Here is a 21,279-nt window from a genome sequence, read left to right as displayed (position 1 = left end):
TCAGGAGGGATCGATGGCAAACATCAGACAGCGCATCATGCGGTTTATCGCCTGGATCGTGGCGACCGTCGTCACCCTCGCCGTTATCGCCGTTGCTGCGGTTGCGCTCATCGTCTGGTGGCTGATCGAGCCGGATGCGGGCCAGTTCGGCCATGTCGAGGATGAGGCGAAGCAAGCCCATCGCAAGGTCGAGGAATTTCCCGGGGCGGGAGAGCCTTACTTCGCGGCAATGGACAAGGGCCTGCTGCTGCCGCCGACAGCCGGCGCCGATTATCCCGACGAGATCAAGGAGGTCGCAACCGCCACCGGGCTCGATCCGGAGGCCGTCCGCAAGGCGGCGATCCGCGGACAGAACACCTGGACCGTCTGGACTGGCGGCAACGACCGTTTCTGGGACTTCGCCGCCCGCGCGACAATCGGCTCCTTCGACCTCCTGAAGACCATCTCGTCCCATCCGACGATGGCCTATGGCCGCGACAACCGCTTCCGCTATCTCGGCCTCGTCAACGAACCCTGCTTCACAACCCCGAAGAGCGCCGATCCCGATCATTGGGGGCTGTGGATCGATCAGCGCAAGACGGAGTGCCCGGCCGACAGCTTCGGCGGCAATACCGAGGCGGACGCACGCTATCCCGGCGTGCGGATCGGCTCGCGCGGCACCACGGTCAAGGTAAGGGGCGAGGAGAAGAAAGTCCCGGTCGGCTCCTACTACGGCGAGCCAACGGGCGTAATGGGCCTGCGTCTCTTCCCCAATCCCGCCTTCGACAGCAAGGCGGCCGAACATTGGGATGCGGTGCGCTATTATACCGATCCTTCCTACTACAACGACAAGGATCTCGTGCGTCCCTATCGCGTCGGCATGTCCTGCGCCTTCTGCCATGTCGGCCCCAGTCCGATCAATCCGCCGAAGAACGTCGAGAGCCCGGAATTCCCTGAAATCTCCTCCAATCCCGGCGCCCAGTATTTCTGGGTCGACCGCATTTTCTTCTGGAACACCAAACCGCGAGCGACGCCCGTGGAACCGGCCCCTAACGAAGGGAACTTCCTTTTCCAGCTGTTCCATACGAACCCGCCCGGTTCGCTCGATACCTCGCTGGTTTCGAGCGACTACATGAATAACCCTCGTACGATGAACGCCGTCTACAACGTCCTGGAGCGGTTGCGCATCGGGGCAAAGACGGGCAAGGAAACCATCAAGGGAGACGAGAAAGACAACAAGCAGGCGCAGGACTATCCGCAGACCGCAGCCTTCGGTTCCCTCTACGACAAGGCGACCGGCACGGTCGCCTCGATGCGCGTCCTGAAGGACGGAGCCGATTCCGTCGGCACGCTCGGCGCGCTCAATCGCGTCTATCTCAATATCGGCCTGTTCAGCGAAGAATGGCTGCTGCATTTCCGCCCCTTCCTCGGCGGGCAGAAGATCTCGCCGATCCGCATCACCGACGCCCAGAAGAATTCGGTCTACTGGCAGGCCACCGAGACGATGACGCCCGACATGGCGATATTCTTCCTGGTCGCGGCCCGCGCCGATCATCTGAAGGATACGGCAGTCGGAGAGCAGGTGCTCAAAGCGCGCGATCCGGCCGAGGTCGATCGCGGGAAGATCGTTTTTGCCGAAAACTGCGCCGCCTGTCATTCGAGCAAGCAGCCGGTGCCGGCGCCGGACCTCGGCGTCGATCAGGGCATCTGCGCAGGCGGCGGAGCCGGCCCTCATTATCGCGAATGCTGGGATCGCTATTGGTCCTGGGCCCAGTCGGATGCCTTCAAGCGCGGCATGGTCAAGCTCGTCACCGAAAAGGATGAGGACGGAAAGGACTTCCTCGACAGCAATTTCCTCTCCACGGAACGGCGCGTGCCGATGGATATCGTGCGCACCAATGCCTGCAGCGCGATCGCCACCAACGGGCTTTCGGGCGACGTCTGGGACAATTTCACCTCTTCCACCTACAAAGCGCTGCCGCCTCCGCATGAGGTGACGGTCAATCATCCGGTTTCGGGGGCGGCAACGCCGCTGCAGGCGGCCGGCAACGGGCGCGGCTATCTGAGGCCGCCTTCACTCGTCAGCCTCTGGTCGACTGCGCCTTTCCTGCTCAACAATTCGGTCGGCCACGAGGAGAGCTATCACGGAACCGACTACTACAATCAGGACAATGCCGGCGGCTACGGCGCTGGGCGCGGCACCGCCTGCCCCGCGGCGGATGCCGGCGATCCCTATCTGCCCTGCGTCGAAAACAGGCTTACAGTCTTCGATCGGTCGATCCGCCAGATGCTCTCACCGCAGACGCGCCGCATGGATAAGATGACCGAGGCGCCGGTGCCGGGCTATATCTACCGGACGAGCGCGCCCTCCTGCCTCATCGTACCGCCGGGCTTCGTGCCCGACAAGGTGAAGCCCTTCACCGGCATGCTGAACAAGGTCGCCGGCTGGGCCTTCAAAAAGGACGGCTCGATCACCGTCGGCCCGTTCCCGGCCGGTTTCCCGATCAACGCGCTGACCAACACCGAGCTGCTGCCCGACAATGACGAGGAGGACAAGTTCGCCAATTACAAGCGCCTGATTGCCGCCGGTCCGGCGCTAATCGGAGCCTTTTCCGAGCTCGGCGGGCAATGTACGCCGGAGGAACTCGCAGATCCCGCAGTGCTCGCCAAAGCCGAGAAGGTGGTGCGCGACACGAAACTCGTCGACCGCCTGGTGGGCTTGAGCAAATGCCCGGATTACGTGGTCAATGGCGGGCACACATTCGGCGCCGATCTCTCGCAATCGGACAAGAATGCCCTGATTTCCTATCTGAAGCAGTTCTGACGATGTCCGACGGGCCGACCCACGATTATATCGTCATCGGCAGCGGCGCCGGTGGCGCCGTCGTCGCCGCGCGGCTCGCCGAAGAGGGCCGGACGGTGCTCGTCATCGAAGCCGGCGGCGATCCGCTGGCCAAAGCCGACGACGGCACCGACATGCCGCTTGCCGATGCCTCTCGCGTACCGGCCTTTCACGCCTTTGCCTCCGAACATCCCGGCATGACCGAGAACCATTGGGTGCGCCACTATGAAAATCAGGAGATGCAGGAGCGCGACTGGCGCTACAGCAAGGAAAAGGACGGCGTGCTGTATCCGCGCGTGCGCGGGCTCGGCGGCTGCACCGCTCATCATGCGATGATCGTCGTGAGGCCCAATCATTGCGACTGGAACCACATCTTTGCGGTCACCGGCGACGAAAGCTGGAAGGCCCCGCACATGCAGGGCTATTTCGAGCGCATCGAGCGCTGCCGCTACCGCTTCTTCTTGTGGCGCTGGCTTGCCGCCGCAACGGGCCTCAATCCGACGGGCCATGGATGGTGGGGGTGGATGACCACGGAGCGCGCCGTTCCGCTGCGGGCCTTGCGCGACTGGCCGCTGTGGCGGGCGCTGCTGCGCTGCGTCGGCGCGGCGGCCGACGCCTTCGGCAAGCGGGGCTCCGACTGGGAGACGACCGAGATCGACCCGAACGACCACCGCAACTGGAACGTCGGCGCCTGCGGCGTGCGCGTCACACCGCTTTCGACGCGCCGCCACACCAGGCACGGGCCGCGCGAGCGGCTGCTCGACGTGATCAAGCGGCACCCCGACCGCCTGACGCTTCGCCTCAACACCACCGTCACGCGCATCGAATTCGACGGCAAGCGGGCGGTGGCGGTTCGCTGCATCGACGGGGAGGGGCGCGAGGAGGTCATTCGGGCCGGTCGCGAAATCATCCTTGCCGGCGGCGCCTTCGCCTCGCCGCAGCTTCTGATGCTCTCCGGCATCGGCGATCCCGGCCATCTCGACGAGCACGGAATTCCCGTCGTTGAAGCGCTTCCTGACGTCGGACGGAACCTGCAGGACCGCTACGAGGTCGGCGTCGTCAGCCGGATGAAAGAACCCTGGTCGGCCCTCAAGGGCGTGACCTATACGACCCGCGATGTCCATTACCGGCGGTGGCGCAGATTCCGCATCGGCAACTATACGAGCAACGGCGTCATGTTTTCCCTGACGCTCAAATCCCGCAACACGCTGCCGGAACCGGACCTGCATTGCTTTTCGCTGCTGGCCGATTTCCGCGGCTATTTTCCTCGTTATTCCGCGCGCATCCGCAAGCCGGATTACATGACATGGGCGATCCTCAAGGCCTATACCGAAAACCAGGGTGGAACGGTGCGGCTGAGAAGTGCCGATCCCGCGGCCCTGCCTGCCGTCGTGTTTCATTCCTTCTTCGAAGGAACCGGCGATTACGACCTCGATCTCGATGCCGTCGTCCATGCCATCCGCTTCGTCAGGAAGGTCAACGATGCGATGGACGATCTCATCGCAAGCGAAGAGGAGCCCGGCCGGCAGAACGAGAGCGACGAGGCGCTTCGCCGCTATGTCGCGGAAAACGCCTGGGGCCATCATGCCTGCGGCACCTGCGCCATCGGCCCCCGCGAGGATGGCGGCGTGCTCGACAGCCGCTTCAGGGTGCACGGCATCGAAGGCCTGCGCGTCGTCGATGCTTCCGTTTTCCCCCGCATTCCCGGCTACTTCCTTGCCACCGCCGTCTACATGATCGCGGAGAAGGCGGCAGACGTCATTCTCGCCGACAGCTGACTGGAAACACGCTGATGAACGAACACCCTACCCATCGGGAAGCCAGCATCTACAATTGGCTCGGCGAACACGTCCGGAGTTTCGTTCGATGGTGGCGGGAATTCGATGCCTGGCTGAACCAGCCGCTGCCGAAGGGGCGGCACATCGCCTGGCGATGGCTCGCCCCCGACGGTTACGCCTGGTTCGTGCCGGTGCTCGCGGCTATTCTGACCCTTGCCATGGCGCTCGGCCCGACCGTCGAGATGCGCTGGGGCAATCTCGGCTTGCTCGCGATCGGTTTTGCGCTTCTTTTCCTGCTGCATGCGGCCGCTGGCCGCCAGGCGCTCTTTAACCAGTATCTGCTGGGAGGACAGCTCGTCATCCTTGCGGCCCTTGCCCTGCTTCTCCTCGTCAATTCGCGCCCGGAAACCTACGGCATGATGACGGCGCGGCCCCGCCTGCATGTCGGCGTCGCGATCGTCTGCGCACTTGTCCTTGCGCTCCCGGCGGCCTGGCTGCTCGCATCGAGCCTGTTCCGCTCCAATGCAGGCGGCGGACTTGCCGACAGCCTGCCGAAAGTAGAGCTCTTCCTGCCCAAGAACCGATACGATTTCATGGGTCGCGGACCGATCGCCGCGCTGGTATCGGCCCTTGTCATCGCCCCGATCCGCTATCCGGTCGAGTTGCTTCTGCCCGGATCGCTGCTTACCCTGTTCGTGCCGGACCATTATCTCTGGTACGCATTCGGCGTGACCGCCCTTGTCGCATGGATTGTCCTTTTCCTCGGCATCCTGTTCGACCGGTTGATGGAAATCCTGAAGACGGTCGGGCGCCTCTTCTTCATCGGCCCGCAGCGGGTCATCAGCGTTCTCGTCATCGTCGTTGCGGTGCTGCGCCTCGCCGACGTCCATTACATCACCTATCTCTTCAACGCCGGCTCTAGAGGCTACGGCAACACGACGATCATGCGCTATATCGTATTCGCCTATGCCGTCGCCTGGTACTACGGCTTCTGGTGCGATCACTTCGTCGCGCGCCGGCTGATGCGCCTCATCGACAAGCAGCACCTATCGATCACGCCGGTCGAAATCGCTTACGACTATGAAGGCAGCGAGACCTTGAGCACCGTCCGCAACCGGGGCCGGACGATCGCGCTGCATGGCGCGGGGCGTTTGAAGATCGAGGGCCGCTACGAGGATCAGTATCAGCGGCAGACCAAAGCCGCATCGAACAGGGCGATCCAGTTCATGACGCCGGCGGAAATGCTCGCGCAGTTTCGTACGCAGCTGGAGCGCCTGCCCGCCGGACAGGCTCCAACGGGAGACCTGCTTGCAAGCCTGCGCAACTTCCAGCGTTCGACGCTCGTCTATCCCGCCCTCGTCGGCGCCCTGGCCTATGGCCTGATCGGCGGTCCCGCCGTCTTCAGCTTCCTGCGGGCGATCCAGCCGCCGGAACTTGCTATCCGCTCCGAGCGGCACGTGAACAAGCAGCCGGCAGCGCTATTGTTCGAAAGCAACCAACCCAACGGCGGCTGCGGGCCGCTGCAGCCCACCATGCCGAGAATTGCCGTCGTCGCCTCCGGCGGCGGCACACGTGCGGCGATCTATACCGCCTCGCTGCTGCGGGGGCTGGCCGAACACGACCAGATCTGCAACGTTGTCCTCGTCAGCGGTGTGTCAGGTGGCAGCGCCGCGCTCGGCTATTTTGCGCTTCACGAGAAAGAGCTTCGCCGGCCGCGCGACACTATGGATGTCAAGGCATGGGGCGATTTCTCGCAAGCCATGGCGCTGCCCTTCATCGAACAAGTGATTGATGGAGCAAGCGACATGCGCTTCGCTTTCGGGCGCTGGCGCTGGGCGTCCTCAGCCTGCCATGAAGCTCAAAGGCCGGATGAAGACGTAACGGGCTGGATCCCCGCACGGTCGAGACTGGGCGCGATACTCGCCGAATCCTTCGTCTGCCACATGGGCACCGGAACAATGGAAGCGCCGTCCTTCGGCCTCATGCTCAACACCGCGATCGTTGGGTCTTTTTCCAATAACGGTCAGCCCTGCCAAGCCAATCACAACCTTTCGCTACCCGAGAGGGCTACGCGCTGCCGCCAGTTCCTGGATGCCGGCCAGGCGGGCGGGCGGTTGGTGTTGACCAATCTTGCCGCGCCGGCGTCTCCACCGGACGACGGATCGCTGCATATGCAGCTCGTAACGCTCGACAACGCGGATATATCGATCGCGCGTGCTGCAGCATTGAGCGCAAATTTTCCGCCCGTCTTTCCCGATGCCGCAATCGACATCGAAGCATCAGGAGAAGCAAGGATGCGATACTGGGTGACTGATGGCGGAGCGGTCGAAAACCGTGGCGCCATGACGCTCTACTATTCCATCCGCGACGCGTTCCGATCGGCTCCGCAAGCACCGCAGGCCCTGCCGCCGCTGCACGTCGTCATCGCCGATGTTTCGGCCTCGGCCGGCCGCTATAGCGAGAGCTTCGGTTTCGGCTCAGTGCTCGGCGCCGGAGGCCAGCTGGGCCTGGGACTGGAGACGGAACTTCGCGCGGCAATCGAGAGGCTTTACTGCGATCATAGTTCCGAGATCAGCATACACGAGATCGCCATGCCTCGCGTTTTCAGGGACGGCGGGATTGGCACACATTGGCTGCTTCCCAACTCGCTGTCGTTCGCAAATCCGGCAAAACCATCGGAGACCGAAATCCTCTCCGCCCATGACGTCGAAACGCTCGTTCTGGCATTGCATAACGATATATCGGAAACATACCAGGACGAGGCCGCAGCCAAAAAAGTCAAGCTTTGGGCGCAAGATGACGCGGCCGCGAAGCATGACGCGAACTGGAAGGAATTTTTGGCGAGCCTGACGCCAACTCAAAGCGAGGATGGCTGTCAGGTCCAGGGAGGAATCAAGGACTGACAGAAAGGGTAGGCCTGGTCGCCAATCGGAAAATGCGGCGCCCCACGTTCTCAAAAGCATTCCCGATATAGAAGTCCGATGCGTCAGGCCGCCGTCGGATTGATCACATTCATATCGATTTCCGTCAGTTCCACGCGCCGCTCGAAGGCTATGCCCGCCTCGTCGAAGAGGTGGCAATCTGCAGCATTGATGCCGGTTGCGACAGGCGCGTCCGCGCGGATGCCGACGCTGCCTGGCAGCATCGCGCAAAAATTCTCGGACTCTCCATTCAGCGAGGCGTAAGCGACGGTATTGGCCCCGAGGCGTTCGATGACGGTCGGCGTCACCTTGAAGACGATATCGCCGCCGCCAAGCTGGATATGCTCCGGCCGGATGCCGAGCGTCAAAGCCTTGCCGGCCATGCCGTCGCGCGGCGTCACGGGCAGAACGGCCGTCTGGCCTTGATAATCCACCTCGACGCCATTGGCGCTGACGCCCTTGCAGGTCACGGGAAGAAAATTCATTTTCGGATTGCCGATGAAGCCGGCGACAAACTGGTTTGCCGGCTTGTGATAAAGCTCCAGCGGCGCCCCCGTCTGGGAGATATCGCCGGAATCCAGCACGACGATACGGTCGGCCATGGTCATCGCCTCGACCTGGTCGTGCGTCACATAGATCATCGTCGCCTTCAACTGCCTATGCAGCTTGGCAAGCTCGATGCGCATGTCGGCGCGCAGTGCTGCGTCGAGGTTGGACAGCGGCTCGTCGAACAGGAATATCTTCGGTTCGCGCACGATGGCGCGGCCGATCGCAACACGCTGGCGCTGGCCGCCGGAAAGCATGCCGGGTTTCTGCTGCAGCCGCTGTTCGAGGTGAAGGATGCGCGCCGCGTTTTCCACCTTGGCCTTGAGCTTTTCCTCTTCCATCCTTTCGACCCGAAGCGGGAAGGCGATGTTCTCGAAAACAGTCATGTGCGGATAAAGCGCGTAGGACTGGAACACCATGGCGATGCCGCGCTTGACCGGCGGCAGATCATTGACCCTGATACCATCGATGACGATGTCGCCCGCGCTCGTCGCGTCGAGACCGGCAATCATGCGCAGCAGGGTGGATTTGCCGCAGCCTGACGGACCGACGAAGACGACGAACTCGCCGTTCTTCACATCGAGCTGCACGCCCTTCAGAACTTCGTAGTCGCCATAGAACTTCTGAACTTTGTTGAGAAGGAGCTGTCCCAAAAATCTGTCTCCACCGGCGGCCTTCGTCGCACATTCGATCATCGTGACTGCATAATTCCTCAAATCGGATTCGACCTAAGGAATTATGCAGAAATTCAAGGTGTTACAGCGCCGCATTGCGAAAAGACATGCGGCGCTGTAGAAGGGATCGCGGGCTGTTGCCGTCCGCGATCCCAAAGGTTCCAAAGAGGCTTACTTGAACGCCTCGACTTCGCCGGCAGCCTTCTTGAGTGCTGCCTCCGGCTCGGCCTTGCCCGTCACCACGGACTGGATCATCTCGATCATCGAGTTCTGGAAGCCCTTGTAGTCGGTGAAGAGCGGCTCGGGACCACCATAGCTGATGCCGTCGATCAAGGGCTTCCAGTGAGGATCCTTGGCGACGAATTCGTCGACCTTTGCCGACGGCCGCAGCGGGGTGAGGCCGGCGCCGCCCTGCAGTTCGTATTCGGACTGTACATCCGGCGAGGTGATGAACTTGGCAAATTCCGTCGCCTTGTCCTCGACCCCTGAACCCTTGAAGATCGCCAGGCTGTCGGTGATCAGCAGCGTGCCGGGGCCTTTGGCGTCGGGGCCGAGCGGCAGCGTCGTGATGCCCCAGCTGATCTTCGTCGCCTTCAGGCGGTCGGCTGCACCCGAGCCTGCCTGGATCATCGCCACCTTGCCGTCGAGGAAGATGGCCCGGACTTCGTTCTGCTCGTAGGCGGTCGGGCCTTCTTCGGAGTAGGGGACGATATCCTTATAGGCCTTCAGCGCGGCGAGAATCTGCGGGCTGTCGAGCGTAACTTTGCCGTCGGCATCGATCACAGTACCGTTGTTGGTGTAAACCCAATGCATGAACTGGTGCATCGTGTTGTCGAAGGTCTTGGCGGAGAGACCGAAGCCCGGAATGCCGGTCTTTTCCTTGATGGTCTTTGCCATCTCGATTTCTTCAGCCCAGGTCTTCGGCGGCGTCTCGGGGTCGAGGCCGGCCTGCTTGAAGAGATCCTTGTTCCAGTAGAGCGCCTTGGTGGAGAAGGCGATCGGAACGCCCCACTGCGTGCCCTCGAAGGTCACGGTGTTGACGATGTTCGGATAGTAGGTCTTCTTCTCGTCGTCCGTCATCGGCACAGGAACGATAAGGTCGTTCTGCGCGAATTCCTTCAGCGTGCGCGAGCCGACATAGGCCATCGCCACCGGCGTCCCGGCGGCAGCGAGCGTCGTTGCCTTGTCCTGGCACTGTGCCCATCCGACGACCTCGGGAGCGACCTTCCAGCCCGTGTTCTTTTCTTCCCATTGCTTGATGTATTTGGTGTGGACCGGGTCGATCGTGTCGCCGCAATAGATCCAGCTGATTTCCTTGTCGGCCGCCTGGGCAGTGACGGCGGTCAGTGCCGTCGAACCGAGCAGGGCGAGCGCCATAAGGCCTGTCTTGATGGTAATGCTCACGTCGTGACTCCCATTCTTGTGTTAGCTGTTCACTCGTTTTTTGGTCTTATTGTTTCACCGCACCGGCGGTCAGCCCGCCGACAAGGTAGCGCTGAAGGAAGAAGATGACGACCATCGCCGGCGCGATACCGACGAAGGAAGCCGCCATCAGTTCGTTCCAGATGACCTCCTGCTTGCCGAAGTAAGCAAAGAGCCCCACCGGCAAGGGCATGTATTCTGTCTTCGAGTTGAACGTCAGCGCGAAGATGAATTGCTGGGCATAAGCGCCGATGAAGGTGGTGATGGCGACGACGATGATCCCCGGCATCGCAATGGGAAGGATGACCCGGCGCAGCGTGTAGAAATGGCTGGCGCCATCCATGTAGGCCGCCTCGTTGAGTTCCTGCGGAATACGGATCATGTAGGTACGCAGCAGCCAGATCGCCGACGGGATCAGGAAGGCGACGCCCGGCACGATCATGGCGAGATAGGTGTTAAGCACGCCGATGCTGCGCATCAGCCGGAAGAGCGGGATCAACAGCACGGCGCCGGAGAACATGTTCACCGTCAGGAAGGCGCCAAGCAGGATGCCCATGCCCCTGAATTCGAACTTCGCGAAGGCATAGGCCGCCGGAATGACGAGGCAGAGCACGATCAGCGTGACGATGATCGAGATGAAGAACGAGTTGAAGATATAGCGCCCGAAGCCCGGCACGCTGATCCACATCGTCCGGTAGGCTTCGAACGAGCCGTTCTCCGGCCAGAAGCGATAGGGTGAGGAGAAGAGCTGGCTGAGCGGCTTCAGCGAAACCAGGAAACCTTCGACGAAGGGCGACAGCACGAAGAAAAGAAACAGCGCGATGCCGCAATAGATCAGGATGATTTCCCACCAGCGGTAACGGTCGATCATGGCTGCATTGCTCATGCGCGCTTCTCCGGATTGAGGCGGCGGGTGACGCGGAAATAAGCGAAGCAGAAGAGCGACAGGAAGATGCAGATCAAAACGGCGCGCGCTGCGCCTTCACCGTATTTTTTCGAGCCGATCGCGGTCTGATAGGTGTCGATGATCATCGTCGTCGTCTCGCCGCTCGGCCCGCCCTGCGTCAGGATCCAAATGATGTCGAACGAGTTGAAGGTGGCGATCAGCGAGAGCATCGACATGGTGATGATCGCCGGCACCATCAGCGGCAGCGTGATGCGGCGGAAGCGGTACCAGCGGCCGGCGCCGTCGGTCCAGGCGGCCTCGTAGAGATCCTTCGGAATGGATTGGATCGCCGCCAGGAAGTAGATCGTCACCAGCGGCACGCCGATCCAGACGTCGGTGATGATCGTTGCCCAGAAGGCCGTGTTTCCATAGGCGAGGAAGGCGACAGGGCCGTCGACGAGACCGAAGCGCTGCAGCATGCCCGATATCATCCCGAACTGGCCATTATACATCCAGCCCCACATGAAAATGCCGATCGCCATCGGCACGATCCATGGCGGCATGGTCAAAAGCCGGAACAAGGAGCGGCCGGGGACCGCGGCATTCAGCATGCATGCGCCGAACGTGCCGATCACCATTTTCAGGGCGACCGAGAAGAACGTCCAGATGAAGGTGCGGATGATGACTTCGGCAAACCGCTCGTTGAAGATCTTCTCGTAATTGGCCCAGCCGACCCAGTTGGTGGTCTTCCTGAGGGACGCGTCGGTGAAGGAGAGAATGAAGGTATCGACCAGCGGATAGGCGACGATCGCCAGAACATAGAGCACAGCCGGAAGAAGAAGGATGCAAGCGAAGATGAAGGTGCTTCTTTGAACACTCATCTTGCCGCCCTCCTCAAGCCGCTCTCGCGTGAAGGGCTTCGTCGAAGCGGTCCCAAATGGGACGCAGATCAACGACCGTTTTCTTCATCCTCGCTTCGTCCATCGCCAAGGCGAGGATGCCGGCTTCGAGCGCATTCAGGGTGGAAACAGGAAGTTCGAGCCCGGTGCGCACGCTTTCCAGCAGGTCGCTCGCCATCTGTTCATCGGCGCCGTAGTGCTGGGAGAGCTCTGTGGCGGCATATTTGTTCTCGACCACCTTGTTGCCGGTCAGCTGTTCGTGAACGTCGAGATAGCCACGGACGAAATCGCCTTCGGCCATGCCGCGCGAACCCATGATGGCGAAACGGCGGAACTGGTCGGGCACGTTCAGATTGGTGTGGAAGTTCATCCCGACGCCATTGGCATATTCGACGATAGCGACCTGATAGTCGATGATATCGGCATCGCTGTCGAAAACCTTGTCCGATCCCATCCATCCGCTCGGCTTGCGATGGAAGAGCTCGAGGTCGTTGATGCCCTCGCGCGCCGGGTCGTTTGCCGGAATGAAGCTCTTGCGGCCGCCGAAACTTGCGACACGCTCCGGCCGTGCGCCGGCGACGCCATTGTAAAGATCGAGGTCGTGGCAGCATTTTTCCAGCATGAAACTGCCGGAATAGCGCTCATAGCGGCGCCAGTCGCGCATGAAGAAGGCGCCGTGGTAGGGCTCGATATGTTCGGAGGCCTCGATCGACACGATCTGACCAAGCTTGCCCTCGGCCTGGATGGTGCGAAGATCCTTGTATAGAGGAGAATAGCGCAACACGAGACCGACCATCAGTCGCTCATGGCCGAATTTTGCCATCAGATGGGCAAGCTCGATGCTTTCGGCGATCGTCGTGACGATCGGCTTTTCGCAGAAGACCTTGAGACCGGCTTGAAGCCCGAGCCTGATATGATCGAGATGCAGGTGATTGGGGGAGCCGATCATCAGCAGATCGAGCTTTTCGGAGGCGAGGAGCTCTTCCGGCGAACCATAGGCCTTGCCGACTGAAATTCCCTTTTCCGTCAATCCGGGAAGTCCGGCGGGTTCCGGATCCACATAGCCGACAATGTCGAAGCTGCTATCGATTGCCTTGAAAACATAGCCGAGATAGCCGAGCCGGAATCCTAGCCCAATGATTCCCACTTTCATGCCGATCAGGTTCCCATTTAGTAATTTATTTTCTTTAAGTTGGGACAAAAATCGGGAGGCGTCAATAGAAAACGGGCATCGAAGCGCAAGCATGAAATTAATTTTCATAGATCGATAGCCGGCGGTCGATTGTTGGCTGCGACCGGCCGGACGCGGATTGCCGAATGGAAGCGGGGGCGTCGCTTGAAGTTGGGGGCCGCGAGTTCAGCGCCGGTCGCCGCAGGCAGCGATCGCCCCGGTAAATACACGCGGGACTCGCGAAATGTTGAAAAGACTCGTGAGTTTACGTGTGTAGGATGATGCGAGACCCGAAGGCACGGAGGAGCCATCATGACCCGTATGACAGCCAAGGATTTCCCTCAGGAACTTCTCGAACTCTACGATTATTACGCGCACGGGAAAATTACCAAGCGCGAGTTTCTCGACCGGGCCGGCAAATTCGCCGTCGGCGGCGTTACGGCAGCTGCCATTCTTTCATCGCTGAGCCCCGACTATGCACTGGCGACCCAGGTCGAGTTCACCGATCCGGATATATCGGCCGAATACATCACCTATCCCTCGCCAAAGGGAAATGGCGATGTCCGCGGCTATCTCGTTCGCCCCAAAAACGCGACCGGCAAAGTCGCGGCCGTGGTGGTCGTTCATGAGAACAGGGGCCTGAACCCCTATATCGAGGATGTGGCGCGGCGCGTGGCGAAGGCGGGCTTCATCGCCCTTGCGCCGGATGGCCTGACATCCGTCGGAGGTTATCCCGGCAACGACGAAAAGGGACGGGAACTCCAGCAGAAGGTCGACCCCGAAAAGCTGATGAACGACTTCTTCGCGGCGGTCGAATTTTTGATGCAAAGCGATCTCACCACCGGCAAGGTCGGCATCACCGGCTTCTGCTACGGCGGCGGCGTCTCCAACGCCGCGGCGGTCGCCTATCCGGAGCTTGCCGCAGCCGTGCCCTTCTACGGCCGGCAGCCACGCGCCGAAGACGTACCGAAGATCAAGGCGCCGCTGCTTCTCCATTATGCCGGGCTGGACAAGGGGATCAACGAAGGCTGGCCGGCCTATGAAGCTGCGCTGAAATCAGCCGGAAAAACATTCGAGGCCTACGTCTATCCTGACGTCAATCACGGCTTTCACAATGATTCCACACCCCGCTACGACGAAGCGGCTGCCAAGCTCGCCTGGCAGCGGACGGTCGACTGGTTTACGAAATACCTCGCCTGAGAAGGCCGGACTTGAACGAGCCGCGGCGGGGAGCCATTCCCCGCCGCTTTTCCGTCCCGCGGCCTGTCAAGGCGACTGATGGCCTGTGATCAGGCTCCAGAAGGGATCGTCGCCGGACAGGTTTTCAGAATTGGCAAGCCCGCGAAGCTGCAGGAAAGAGGCGCCGGACACATTCCGATTTCCCCAGCGCAAGCAGTCGATGAATTTGACTTCACGTTCGCGAACGCTCATCGGCGCTTCGAGCGAACCCTTCGCATGCAAGCGGGACTTGTTCAAAATGCGACCGTCGCGCATCGTGACCGTGACGACATGCGGGAGGCGCTCCACGCCTTTTTCCTCATCAGCCGAATAGGACCGCATTTCGATGCGCGGCATGAATTCCCGGATTTCCGGCCGTCCGATCTCCTGCCGTGTGAAGTCCGAAAGGCTGAGGGAGCCTTTGAGGAAAGCGGTCGCCAGGCAATATTGCATTGAGAAGCGGGCCTGCATCTCGTCGGTGGGGGCGGGATAAGCGAGGTTGCGGGCAGCGGATATGCCGACTTTCGTTTCGATCCTGGCAATGTCGCCCGCCAAAAGCCCATGCTCCTGCTTCAGATCCAGAAGCGCATCGATCGCGCGATGGGTGGAGGCGCAGCAGGGATGGCGCTTGGTCACCACCCCCCGGCTTTCGATGATATGCTCCGCCTCGAATGTCAGGCCGTCCCAGCCCCTGGCATCATCGCCGCCGAAAAGATCGAGGAAGCCTTGCGGCCGTTCGAGGATATCCGGCCGCCCGCTCATGCCCGCCAGCGCCATGCGCGCCGCATCCACGGCATTGCGCGCTGCAATGCCGGCATGAAGCGGTTTGGCGGTCGTGCCGAACTGCCCTTTCGGGCCGCAGGCGAAGCTCGTCGCCAGGCTCATCGCCGCGGCCAAACCGTTTTCGTCGGCGCCGAAAAGCCGTGCCACGCCAGCCGCGGCCCCGATGCTGCCGACCGTCGCCGTTGCGTGCCAGCCCCTGTTGTAGTGAGAGGGATTGACGCCGAAGCCGACCGCCGCCTGCGCTTCCAGCCCGGCCAGGTAGGCCTCGAGAAACCGTCTTCCGCTCGTGGCCTTGCCGCGCGTCAGAACCGCCAGCAGCGCCGGCACCAGCACCGCGGAAGCATGCGCCCTCGCCGGATGGAAATTGTCATCGAAATCGAGCGCATGAGCCGCCGTTGCGTTGATGAGTGCGGCGAAAGAGGGCGAGGCGGAGCCGCCGGTGACGAGCCGCGCTGCGCCGCCGCCGGCGATTTCCCCGTCGAAGGCGCGGATAAGCGCGGCAACGCTTTCATCGCCCCTGCCTGCAATCATACAGCCGATGGTGTCCACCGCAGCATCTCTTGCCCGGTCGATGGCGAGGTCTGAGAACATCGTTCGCGACAGGAGCTGTTCCGCGATCTTCCGGAGAATAGTGGCCATTGACGAAAGTCTTTCCGTGAGTTTGGTTCTCAGCCGAAAATGTTCAACTTTCCGCAGCTCCGCAATCTTATGCGGTTTGCGGGTAGGGCTATCGACATTGGAGATAGAATGGCGAGAGAGACGAGTGCGGCGATCAGCCTGAAGCATATCGAAGCCTATGACGCCATCGCCGCGACGGGCTCGACGATTGCCGCTTCCGTCGAGCTTGGGATCTCGCAATCGAATGCCAGCCGTTTGCTGCAGCAACTGGAAGACTATCTCGGCGTCCGGCTTTTCGAGCGGGAAAAGAACCGGCTGCAACCGACCCGCGAGGGGCTGCAGCTCGGCCCGGAAATTCGTGCCATTTCCGACCGGCTACGCGCCTTGAAAACGGCGGCGATGGAGCTCGAGAGCGGTCGATCGCGCGAGATCATGCTGCGGCTCGCCTTTCCCTCCAGTCTTTCCTCGACGCGCATTCCGAAGCTGGTGAAGAACTTTCTCGCGGCGAATGGTCCGATGCGCGTCGAAGTCGCATCCGGCAGCTATCTGGCAATTGAACGGATGGTGGCCGACGGCGAGGCCGATCTCGGCTTCGCACGCCTGCCGCTGATGAGCCCGGGATTGAAACAGGAGAAGATCCTGTCGTCGCGGGTCATTTGCGCCCTGCACAGTGATCATCCCAAGTCTGGCAGCCGCCAATTGTCGGTCGGCGAGCTGAAGGGGCAGGATCTGATCATGCTGAACAGGGAGCGGCCGGTTCGTCATGAGCTGGAGGCGTTGTTCTACAAGGCCGGCATCCGGCAACGCCCCTTGCTCGAAGCGCATTCGGTGGCGAGTGCCTGCGCGCTGGCCGCGCAGGGTCTCGGCATTGCACTGGTCGGCGAGATCATCGCTCGCGAATATGCGGCGCTGCCGCTGCAGTTCATTCCGCTCGAACCGGAACTGCCGGTTGCCTACGCGCTGATCAGCGGCGAGAAATTTCCGATGCCCAAGGCCGCCAGCCTCTTCCTTCAAAGCATTTCGGACTGGACATGATGACGGTGCCTGAACCGTACCGGGGGATCGCAAACGCATGAATATCAAGCAACTGGAAGTCCTGCGCACGCTTCTGGCGACGGGGTCGACGATTGCCACGGCAAAGACGATGGGGCTCAGTCAGTCCGGCGTCAGCCGCCTTCTCCAGCAGCTCGAGGCGGACCTTTCGATGTCGCTTTTCGTGCGCGACAAAGGCCGTCTCATCCCCACCCCCGAGGCCCTGCTTCTTGCCCGCGATGCCGAGACCATCTTGCTGGCGGTCGATCGGATGTCGGGCCACGCGGAGGACTTAAGAAGCGGCGCCGCCGGCCCGGAGATCGTCCGCGTCGGCCTGCCGAGCAGCATGTGGGAGCATTTCGCGCCGGCAATGCTGGCCGATTACATCAGCGATTTCCCCGGTGTGCGGATCGAAACCTTCTTCGAGACGACGACCGCGATCAACAAGCTCGTCGAGCAGAGGGTGATCGATTTCGGCTTTCTGCGCATGGAGGGCGAGAGCGGACCGGGCATCGAGGTCGAGCGGGTCGCCACCGGCGAAAGCGTCTGCGTCGTTCCGAAGGATCATCCTCTTGCGAAACTGGAGGAAATCACGGTCAGGAATTTGCGCGACGTGCCCCTCATTCTGATCGGCCGCCAACGGCCGAACCGCATGGCGCTCGACCAGACCTTCCGGCGCGCCGGCGTCAAGCAGATCGTCAAGATCGAGACGCATACCAACAGTTCCGCCTGTTCCTACGTCGCGCATGGCCTGGGTGTCACGATCATCAGCAGCTTTTATGCGAATCTCTATCGCCACCTGCCGGTGGTTCACCGTCCTTTCGTGCCGCGCGCGACCCAGGAATTCGGATTGGCGAGGGCGGTCGGAACGCCACTCTCGATTGCTGCCCATGCTCTGAGCGATGCTTTGAAGCGACAGATCCGGCTTTCGCAAAAAGACATTTGAAATCAAATTTTTAGCCTGAACTCTTACGCCAACGCAGCCGCTTTGGTTGCGGTCGTATTCCGCATAGACTTATGACAAAATCGCATAATATTGCGGATATTTCTTCATTCGATCATAGTCTGCGGCAACGAAACCGATGGCGCCGGGCACTCTCCGTCGCCCATCGCGGGGAACAAAAATGCTGAAATTCGTTCTGAACCGCCTGTTGATGGCATTGCCGACAATCGTCCTCGTTTCGGTGACCGTCTTCACGCTGATCCGCTTCATACCCGGCGATCCGGCGGCACTGATGCTGGGTGATATGGCTGAGCCGGCCCAGATCGCGGCGATGCGCTCGGAACTCGGCCTCGACAAGTCGTTGCCGCAACAGTTCCTGATCTGGACCGCCAATGTCGTCCAGGGTGACTTCGGCCGCTCGATCGTCAATGACGAGCCGGTTCTGCCGCTCGTCGCATCGCGCTTTCTGGTCAGCGCCGAAGTCGTCATCGTCGCCGTTCTTCTGGCGAGCCTCATCGCCGTGCCGGCGGGTGTCATCGCCGCCTGGCGACAGAACAGTCTGACGGACCTGGCGCTGGTCGGCACGGCCACGATCCTGCTGTCGATCCCGACATTCTGGCTCGGCCTCCTGCTTCTGCTTTTCTTCGGCTTGAAACTCAGCTGGCTACCGGTCCTCGGCTATGTCTCGATCGGCAGCAACCTCACCGGCGGCCTGCTCTACCTCGTGCTGCCGATCATGACCCTGGTCATTCACGAAATGGGTGTGTTGATCCGTATGGCACGCGCCTCGACGCTGGAAGTGCTGCGTCTCGACTATATCACCCACGCCCGGGCCAAGGGGCTTTCCGAGAGCGCCGTCCTCTGGCGGCACGCCTTCAAGAATTCCTTCGGCCCGACCTGGACAGTCATCGGTCTGATCCTCGGCAATCTGCTCGGCGGCATTGCCGTCATCGAGACGGTCTTCACCATTCCGGGGCTCGGGCGACTGATGGTCGACAGTATTTTTGCCCGCGATTACCCCGTTATCCAGGGTTGCCTGCTGTTCGTCTCGCTTTCCTATGTGCTGGTCAATTTGGTCGTCGACCTGCTCTATCCCTTGTTCGATCCGCGGGTAGTCGCCGAATGAAAAACGTCACGTTCAACGGTTTCATCGGCAGCATTCTGATTGCCGCATTGCTGATCTCCGCCGCGATCGGCATTTTCTGGACCCCCTATGATCCGATGAAGCTCGGCTTCACGACCCGGCTGGCGGCACCAAGCAGCACCCACTGGCTCGGAACCGACGAATTCGGCCGTGACGTGCTCAGCCGCCTGATCGTCGGCGCCCGGGCGAGCGTCTGGATCGGCACATTGACGGTCACATTCGCGACGGTCTGCGGCACGCTGATCGGTCTCGTCAGTGGTTACGCCCGCGGTTGGATCGATGCCGTCATCATGGCCGTCAACAATGCGCTTCTCGCCTTTCCAGGCATCCTTCTGGCGCTGGGATTGCTCGCCGTCTTCGGCGCCAATCAATATGGCATCATCTTCGCGCTGGGCATTGCCTATTCTCCCTCGATGGCCCGCGTTGTCCGAGGTGCCGTCCTATCGCTGCGCGAGCGGGAATTCATCGAGGCCTCCAAGGTGATGGGCAATGGCGAGATCTACACCATGTTCCGCCATATCCTCCCTAATTGCATCGCCCCGATCACCGTGCTTGCGACCTCGATGTTCGGCTGGGCGATCCTTTCGGAAAGCGCGCTCAGCTTTCTCGGCCTCGGCGTTCCGCCACCGGCGCCGACCTGGGGCAACATGCTGGCTGCCGGGCGACCTTTCATCGAGCAGGCTGTCTGGCTGGGTCTATTCCCGGGCCTGGCGATCGCCCTGACGCTCCTCGGCATCAATCTTCTGGGCGACGCTCTTCGGGACAAGCTTGATCCGCGGATGAGGGGGCTGAAATGACCAATAGAACACTTTTGAATGTCCGCAACCTGACGCTTCAGGTCACCGGAACCGGTGTGCAGGTCGTCAAGAACGTCAGCTTCGACATCGCGCCGGGCGAGATCTTCGGCATCGTCGGAGAAAGCGGATCGGGCAAGACGCTGGCAACACGCGCCCTGATCTCGCTGCTGCCGGCGCCCATCAAGGTGATCGGCGGCTCCGTTGCCTACAAGGGACGCGACGTGCTTTCCATGAACGGCGCGCAATTGCGCCAATTGCGTGGTGCGGAAATCGGTGTCGTCTTCCAGGAGCCGATGACCTCGCTCAATCCCTCGATGACCGTCGGCCGCCAACTCGAAGAAGGGTTGCAGCTGCATACGAGACTTTCGCAGGAAGAACGGCGCAGCCGGATCCTCGATATGCTGAACCGGGTCGGGATCCGCGATCCCGCCGGGGCGCTTACTTCCTACCCGCATGAATTCTCGGGCGGCATGCGCCAGCGCATCATGCTGGCGTCGGTGATGCTGCTGAAACCGGCGCTCTTGATCGCCGACGAGCCGACGACGGCGCTCGATGCCGTGATCCAGCGCGATGTCATGGAATTGATGGTGGAACTGACACAGGCGGAAGGCACCGCCGTGCTGCTGATCAGTCACGATCTGCCGATGGTAGCGCGTTACACAAACCGCATCGTCGTCATGGAAAAGGGCGTGATCGTCGAAGAAGGACGCACCGCCGATCTGCTCGACGCACCGCAGCGCGCCTATACGAAGAAACTGCTTTCCTCCCTGCCGTTCCGCGGAGAGACGCGGACGATCGACAAGACCAGGGCGCCGATGGTCTCGGCGCGGGATATCGTCGTCGACTATCCGGGCCGACGGTCGCTGATGAAGAAGGCAAAGCCGAAACGGGCGCTGCATGGCGTCAGCATCGATATCCACGAGGGCGAAGTCGTGGCGCTGGTCGGCGGTTCGGGTTCCGGCAAGACCACGCTCGGGCGCACCATTGCCGGACTGGTCCGGGAGAGCGAAGGCGATATCCGGTTCAAGGGACGCAGCCGCGACGACGACTGGATGGATTATCGGCTGAATTGCCAGATGGTGTTTCAGGATCCTTATTCCTCGCTCGATCCGCGCATGACCATCCTCGCACTTGTGGAAGAAGCGCTGCGGCTCGTTACCGATCTCGACGCCATGGCTAAGCGCAAGCGTGCCCTGGAGACGCTGGAGGAAGTCGGCCTTGGGGCCGACTATGCCGGGCGCTACCCGCATGAGCTTTCGGGCGGCCAGCGGCAGCGCGTGGCGATTGCGCGCGCCATTGCGCGCCGGCCGAAATTCCTGATCGCCGACGAACCGGTATCGGCGCTTGACGTGACGGTCCGCGCGCAGGTGCTCGAACTCCTATCCGATCTGCAAAAACGTTACGGCTTTTCCTGCCTGTTCATCAGCCATGATCTCGGCGTGGTCGAACAGGTGGCCGATCGCGTCGTCGTCATGCAGGACGGCCGGATCATCGAGGAGGGCGACCGCGATACGGTTTTCGACAGCCCGAAGGAGGCCTATACGCAAAGGCTTCTCTCGGCCATCCCCGCTCTGGACCACAATGCTCAGGGCGGCGTGATCCTCAAATGGCGCCTGGAGAACTGAC

General features: G+C 61.4%; 15 protein-coding genes. 9 read left to right on the top strand and 6 right to left on the bottom strand.

Going from position 1 to position 21,279, the window contains the following annotated elements; genetic code table 11:
- Nucleotides 1-13: 13 nt before the first annotated feature.
- Genes RL_RS32250 through RL_RS32240 form a run of 3 tightly spaced genes read left to right on the top strand, consistent with a single transcriptional unit; the run spans nucleotide 14 to nucleotide 7,502 of the window.
- Entirely contained in the window at nucleotides 14-2,803 is a 2,790-nt protein-coding gene (locus RL_RS32250) for a hypothetical protein (RefSeq protein ID WP_011655226.1), read from the top strand.
- Nucleotides 2,804-2,805: 2 nt separating this feature from the next.
- The gene (locus tag RL_RS32245; RefSeq protein WP_011655225.1) at nucleotides 2,806-4,599 is read left to right on the top strand and encodes a GMC family oxidoreductase; all 1,794 of its coding nucleotides are present in this window, start codon (nucleotides 2,806-2,808) and stop codon (nucleotides 4,597-4,599) included.
- A 14-nt stretch (nucleotides 4,600-4,613) separates the two neighbouring features.
- Nucleotides 4,614-7,502 (top strand): patatin-like phospholipase family protein, encoded by a 2,889-nt coding sequence (locus RL_RS32240; protein ID WP_011655224.1) that lies wholly within the window; start codon nucleotides 4,614-4,616, stop codon nucleotides 7,500-7,502.
- A gap of 83 nt (nucleotides 7,503-7,585) precedes the next feature.
- Here RL_RS32240 and RL_RS32235 read toward each other — a convergent pair whose 3' ends face one another.
- The 5 genes from RL_RS32235 to RL_RS32215 all read right to left on the bottom strand — a co-directional run bounded on the left by RL_RS32235 (nucleotide 7,586) and on the right by RL_RS32215 (nucleotide 13,100).
- Nucleotides 7,586-8,719: an ABC transporter ATP-binding protein gene (locus RL_RS32235; RefSeq protein WP_011655223.1), complete on the bottom strand. Its 1,134-nt coding sequence runs from the start codon at nucleotides 8,717-8,719 to the stop codon at nucleotides 7,586-7,588.
- 192 nt (nucleotides 8,720-8,911) lie between these two features.
- Nucleotides 8,912-10,117 carry an ABC transporter substrate-binding protein gene (locus RL_RS32230; protein ID WP_011655222.1) on the bottom strand — a complete coding sequence of 402 codons (1,206 nt, stop codon included), beginning with the start codon at nucleotides 10,115-10,117 and terminating at the stop codon, nucleotides 8,912-8,914.
- Nucleotides 10,118-10,190: 73 nt separating this feature from the next.
- Entirely contained in the window at nucleotides 10,191-11,048 is an 858-nt protein-coding gene (locus RL_RS32225; RefSeq protein ID WP_003553169.1) for a carbohydrate ABC transporter permease, read from the bottom strand.
- A complete protein-coding gene (locus tag RL_RS32220; protein ID WP_011655221.1) occupies nucleotides 11,045-11,929 on the bottom strand; it encodes a carbohydrate ABC transporter permease in 885 nt (294 codons plus the stop codon). The genes RL_RS32225 and RL_RS32220 overlap by 4 nt, the downstream gene beginning before the upstream one ends.
- A 13-nt stretch (nucleotides 11,930-11,942) precedes the next feature.
- Nucleotides 11,943-13,100, bottom strand: coding sequence for a Gfo/Idh/MocA family protein (locus tag RL_RS32215; RefSeq protein ID WP_011655220.1), 1,158 nt, complete (start codon nucleotides 13,098-13,100; stop codon nucleotides 11,943-11,945).
- A gap of 330 nt (nucleotides 13,101-13,430) precedes the next feature.
- Between RL_RS32215 and yghX the strand changes: the two genes are divergently transcribed.
- The gene (gene yghX, locus RL_RS32210; protein WP_011655219.1) at nucleotides 13,431-14,318 is read left to right on the top strand and encodes a YghX family hydrolase; all 888 of its coding nucleotides are present in this window, start codon (nucleotides 13,431-13,433) and stop codon (nucleotides 14,316-14,318) included.
- Nucleotides 14,319-14,384: 66 nt separating this feature from the next.
- Here the strand turns inward: yghX and RL_RS32205 are convergent, their stop codons facing one another.
- The gene (locus tag RL_RS32205) at nucleotides 14,385-15,758 is read right to left on the bottom strand and encodes an MmgE/PrpD family protein (protein WP_011655218.1); all 1,374 of its coding nucleotides are present in this window, start codon (nucleotides 15,756-15,758) and stop codon (nucleotides 14,385-14,387) included.
- 39 nt (nucleotides 15,759-15,797) lie between these two features.
- Here RL_RS32205 and RL_RS32200 point away from each other — a divergent pair, with 39 nt between their 5' ends.
- The 5 genes from RL_RS32200 to RL_RS32180 all read left to right on the top strand — a co-directional run bounded on the left by RL_RS32200 (nucleotide 15,798) and on the right by RL_RS32180 (nucleotide 21,278).
- A complete protein-coding gene (locus RL_RS32200; protein WP_011655217.1) occupies nucleotides 15,798-16,772 on the top strand; it encodes a LysR family transcriptional regulator in 975 nt (324 codons plus the stop codon).
- A 37-nt stretch (nucleotides 16,773-16,809) separates the two neighbouring features.
- The gene (locus RL_RS32195) at nucleotides 16,810-17,715 is read left to right on the top strand and encodes a LysR family transcriptional regulator (protein ID WP_011655216.1); all 906 of its coding nucleotides are present in this window, start codon (nucleotides 16,810-16,812) and stop codon (nucleotides 17,713-17,715) included.
- Between the two features lie 178 nt (nucleotides 17,716-17,893).
- On the top strand, nucleotides 17,894-18,838 hold the full coding sequence (locus RL_RS32190; RefSeq protein WP_011655215.1) for an ABC transporter permease: 945 nt from the start codon (nucleotides 17,894-17,896) through the stop codon (nucleotides 18,836-18,838).
- Nucleotides 18,835-19,653 (top strand): ABC transporter permease, encoded by an 819-nt coding sequence (locus RL_RS32185; protein ID WP_011655214.1) that lies wholly within the window; start codon nucleotides 18,835-18,837, stop codon nucleotides 19,651-19,653. The genes RL_RS32190 and RL_RS32185 overlap by 4 nt, the downstream gene beginning before the upstream one ends.
- Nucleotides 19,650-21,278: an ABC transporter ATP-binding protein gene (locus RL_RS32180; RefSeq protein WP_011655213.1), complete on the top strand. Its 1,629-nt coding sequence runs from the start codon at nucleotides 19,650-19,652 to the stop codon at nucleotides 21,276-21,278. Before RL_RS32185 ends, RL_RS32180 begins: the two co-directional genes overlap by 4 nt.
- The last annotated feature ends 1 nt before the right edge of the window (nucleotide 21,279 follow it).

Origin of the sequence: Rhizobium johnstonii 3841 (genome assembly GCF_000009265.1) — a bacterium.
Classification (GTDB): domain Bacteria; phylum Pseudomonadota; class Alphaproteobacteria; order Rhizobiales; family Rhizobiaceae; genus Rhizobium; species Rhizobium acaciae.
Note: the sequence above shows the minus strand (reverse complement) of the source record. Positions and strands in the feature narration are given on the sequence as shown.

Coding starts and splice junctions, on each gene's coding strand:
- yghX (WP_011655219.1), top strand. CDS start 13,431: ATGACCCGTATGACAGCCAAGGATTTCCCTCAGGAACTTCTCGAACTC.
- RL_RS32190 (WP_011655215.1), top strand. CDS start 17,894: ATGCTGAAATTCGTTCTGAACCGCCTGTTGATGGCATTGCCGACAATC.
- RL_RS32250 (WP_011655226.1), top strand. CDS start 14: ATGGCAAACATCAGACAGCGCATCATGCGGTTTATCGCCTGGATCGTG.
- RL_RS32195 (WP_011655216.1), top strand. CDS start 16,810: ATGAATATCAAGCAACTGGAAGTCCTGCGCACGCTTCTGGCGACGGGG.
- RL_RS32220 (WP_011655221.1), bottom strand. CDS start 11,929: ATGAGTGTTCAAAGAAGCACCTTCATCTTCGCTTGCATCCTTCTTCTT.
- RL_RS32205 (WP_011655218.1), bottom strand. CDS start 15,758: ATGGCCACTATTCTCCGGAAGATCGCGGAACAGCTCCTGTCGCGAACG.
- RL_RS32215 (WP_011655220.1), bottom strand. CDS start 13,100: ATGAAAGTGGGAATCATTGGGCTAGGATTCCGGCTCGGCTATCTCGGC.
- RL_RS32180 (WP_011655213.1), top strand. CDS start 19,650: ATGACCAATAGAACACTTTTGAATGTCCGCAACCTGACGCTTCAGGTC.
- RL_RS32230 (WP_011655222.1), bottom strand. CDS start 10,117: ATGGCGCTCGCCCTGCTCGGTTCGACGGCACTGACCGCCGTCACTGCC.
- RL_RS32240 (WP_011655224.1), top strand. CDS start 4,614: ATGAACGAACACCCTACCCATCGGGAAGCCAGCATCTACAATTGGCTC.
- RL_RS32225 (WP_003553169.1), bottom strand. CDS start 11,048: ATGAGCAATGCAGCCATGATCGACCGTTACCGCTGGTGGGAAATCATC.
- RL_RS32185 (WP_011655214.1), top strand. CDS start 18,835: ATGAAAAACGTCACGTTCAACGGTTTCATCGGCAGCATTCTGATTGCC.
- RL_RS32245 (WP_011655225.1), top strand. CDS start 2,806: ATGTCCGACGGGCCGACCCACGATTATATCGTCATCGGCAGCGGCGCC.
- RL_RS32200 (WP_011655217.1), top strand. CDS start 15,798: ATGTTCAACTTTCCGCAGCTCCGCAATCTTATGCGGTTTGCGGGTAGG.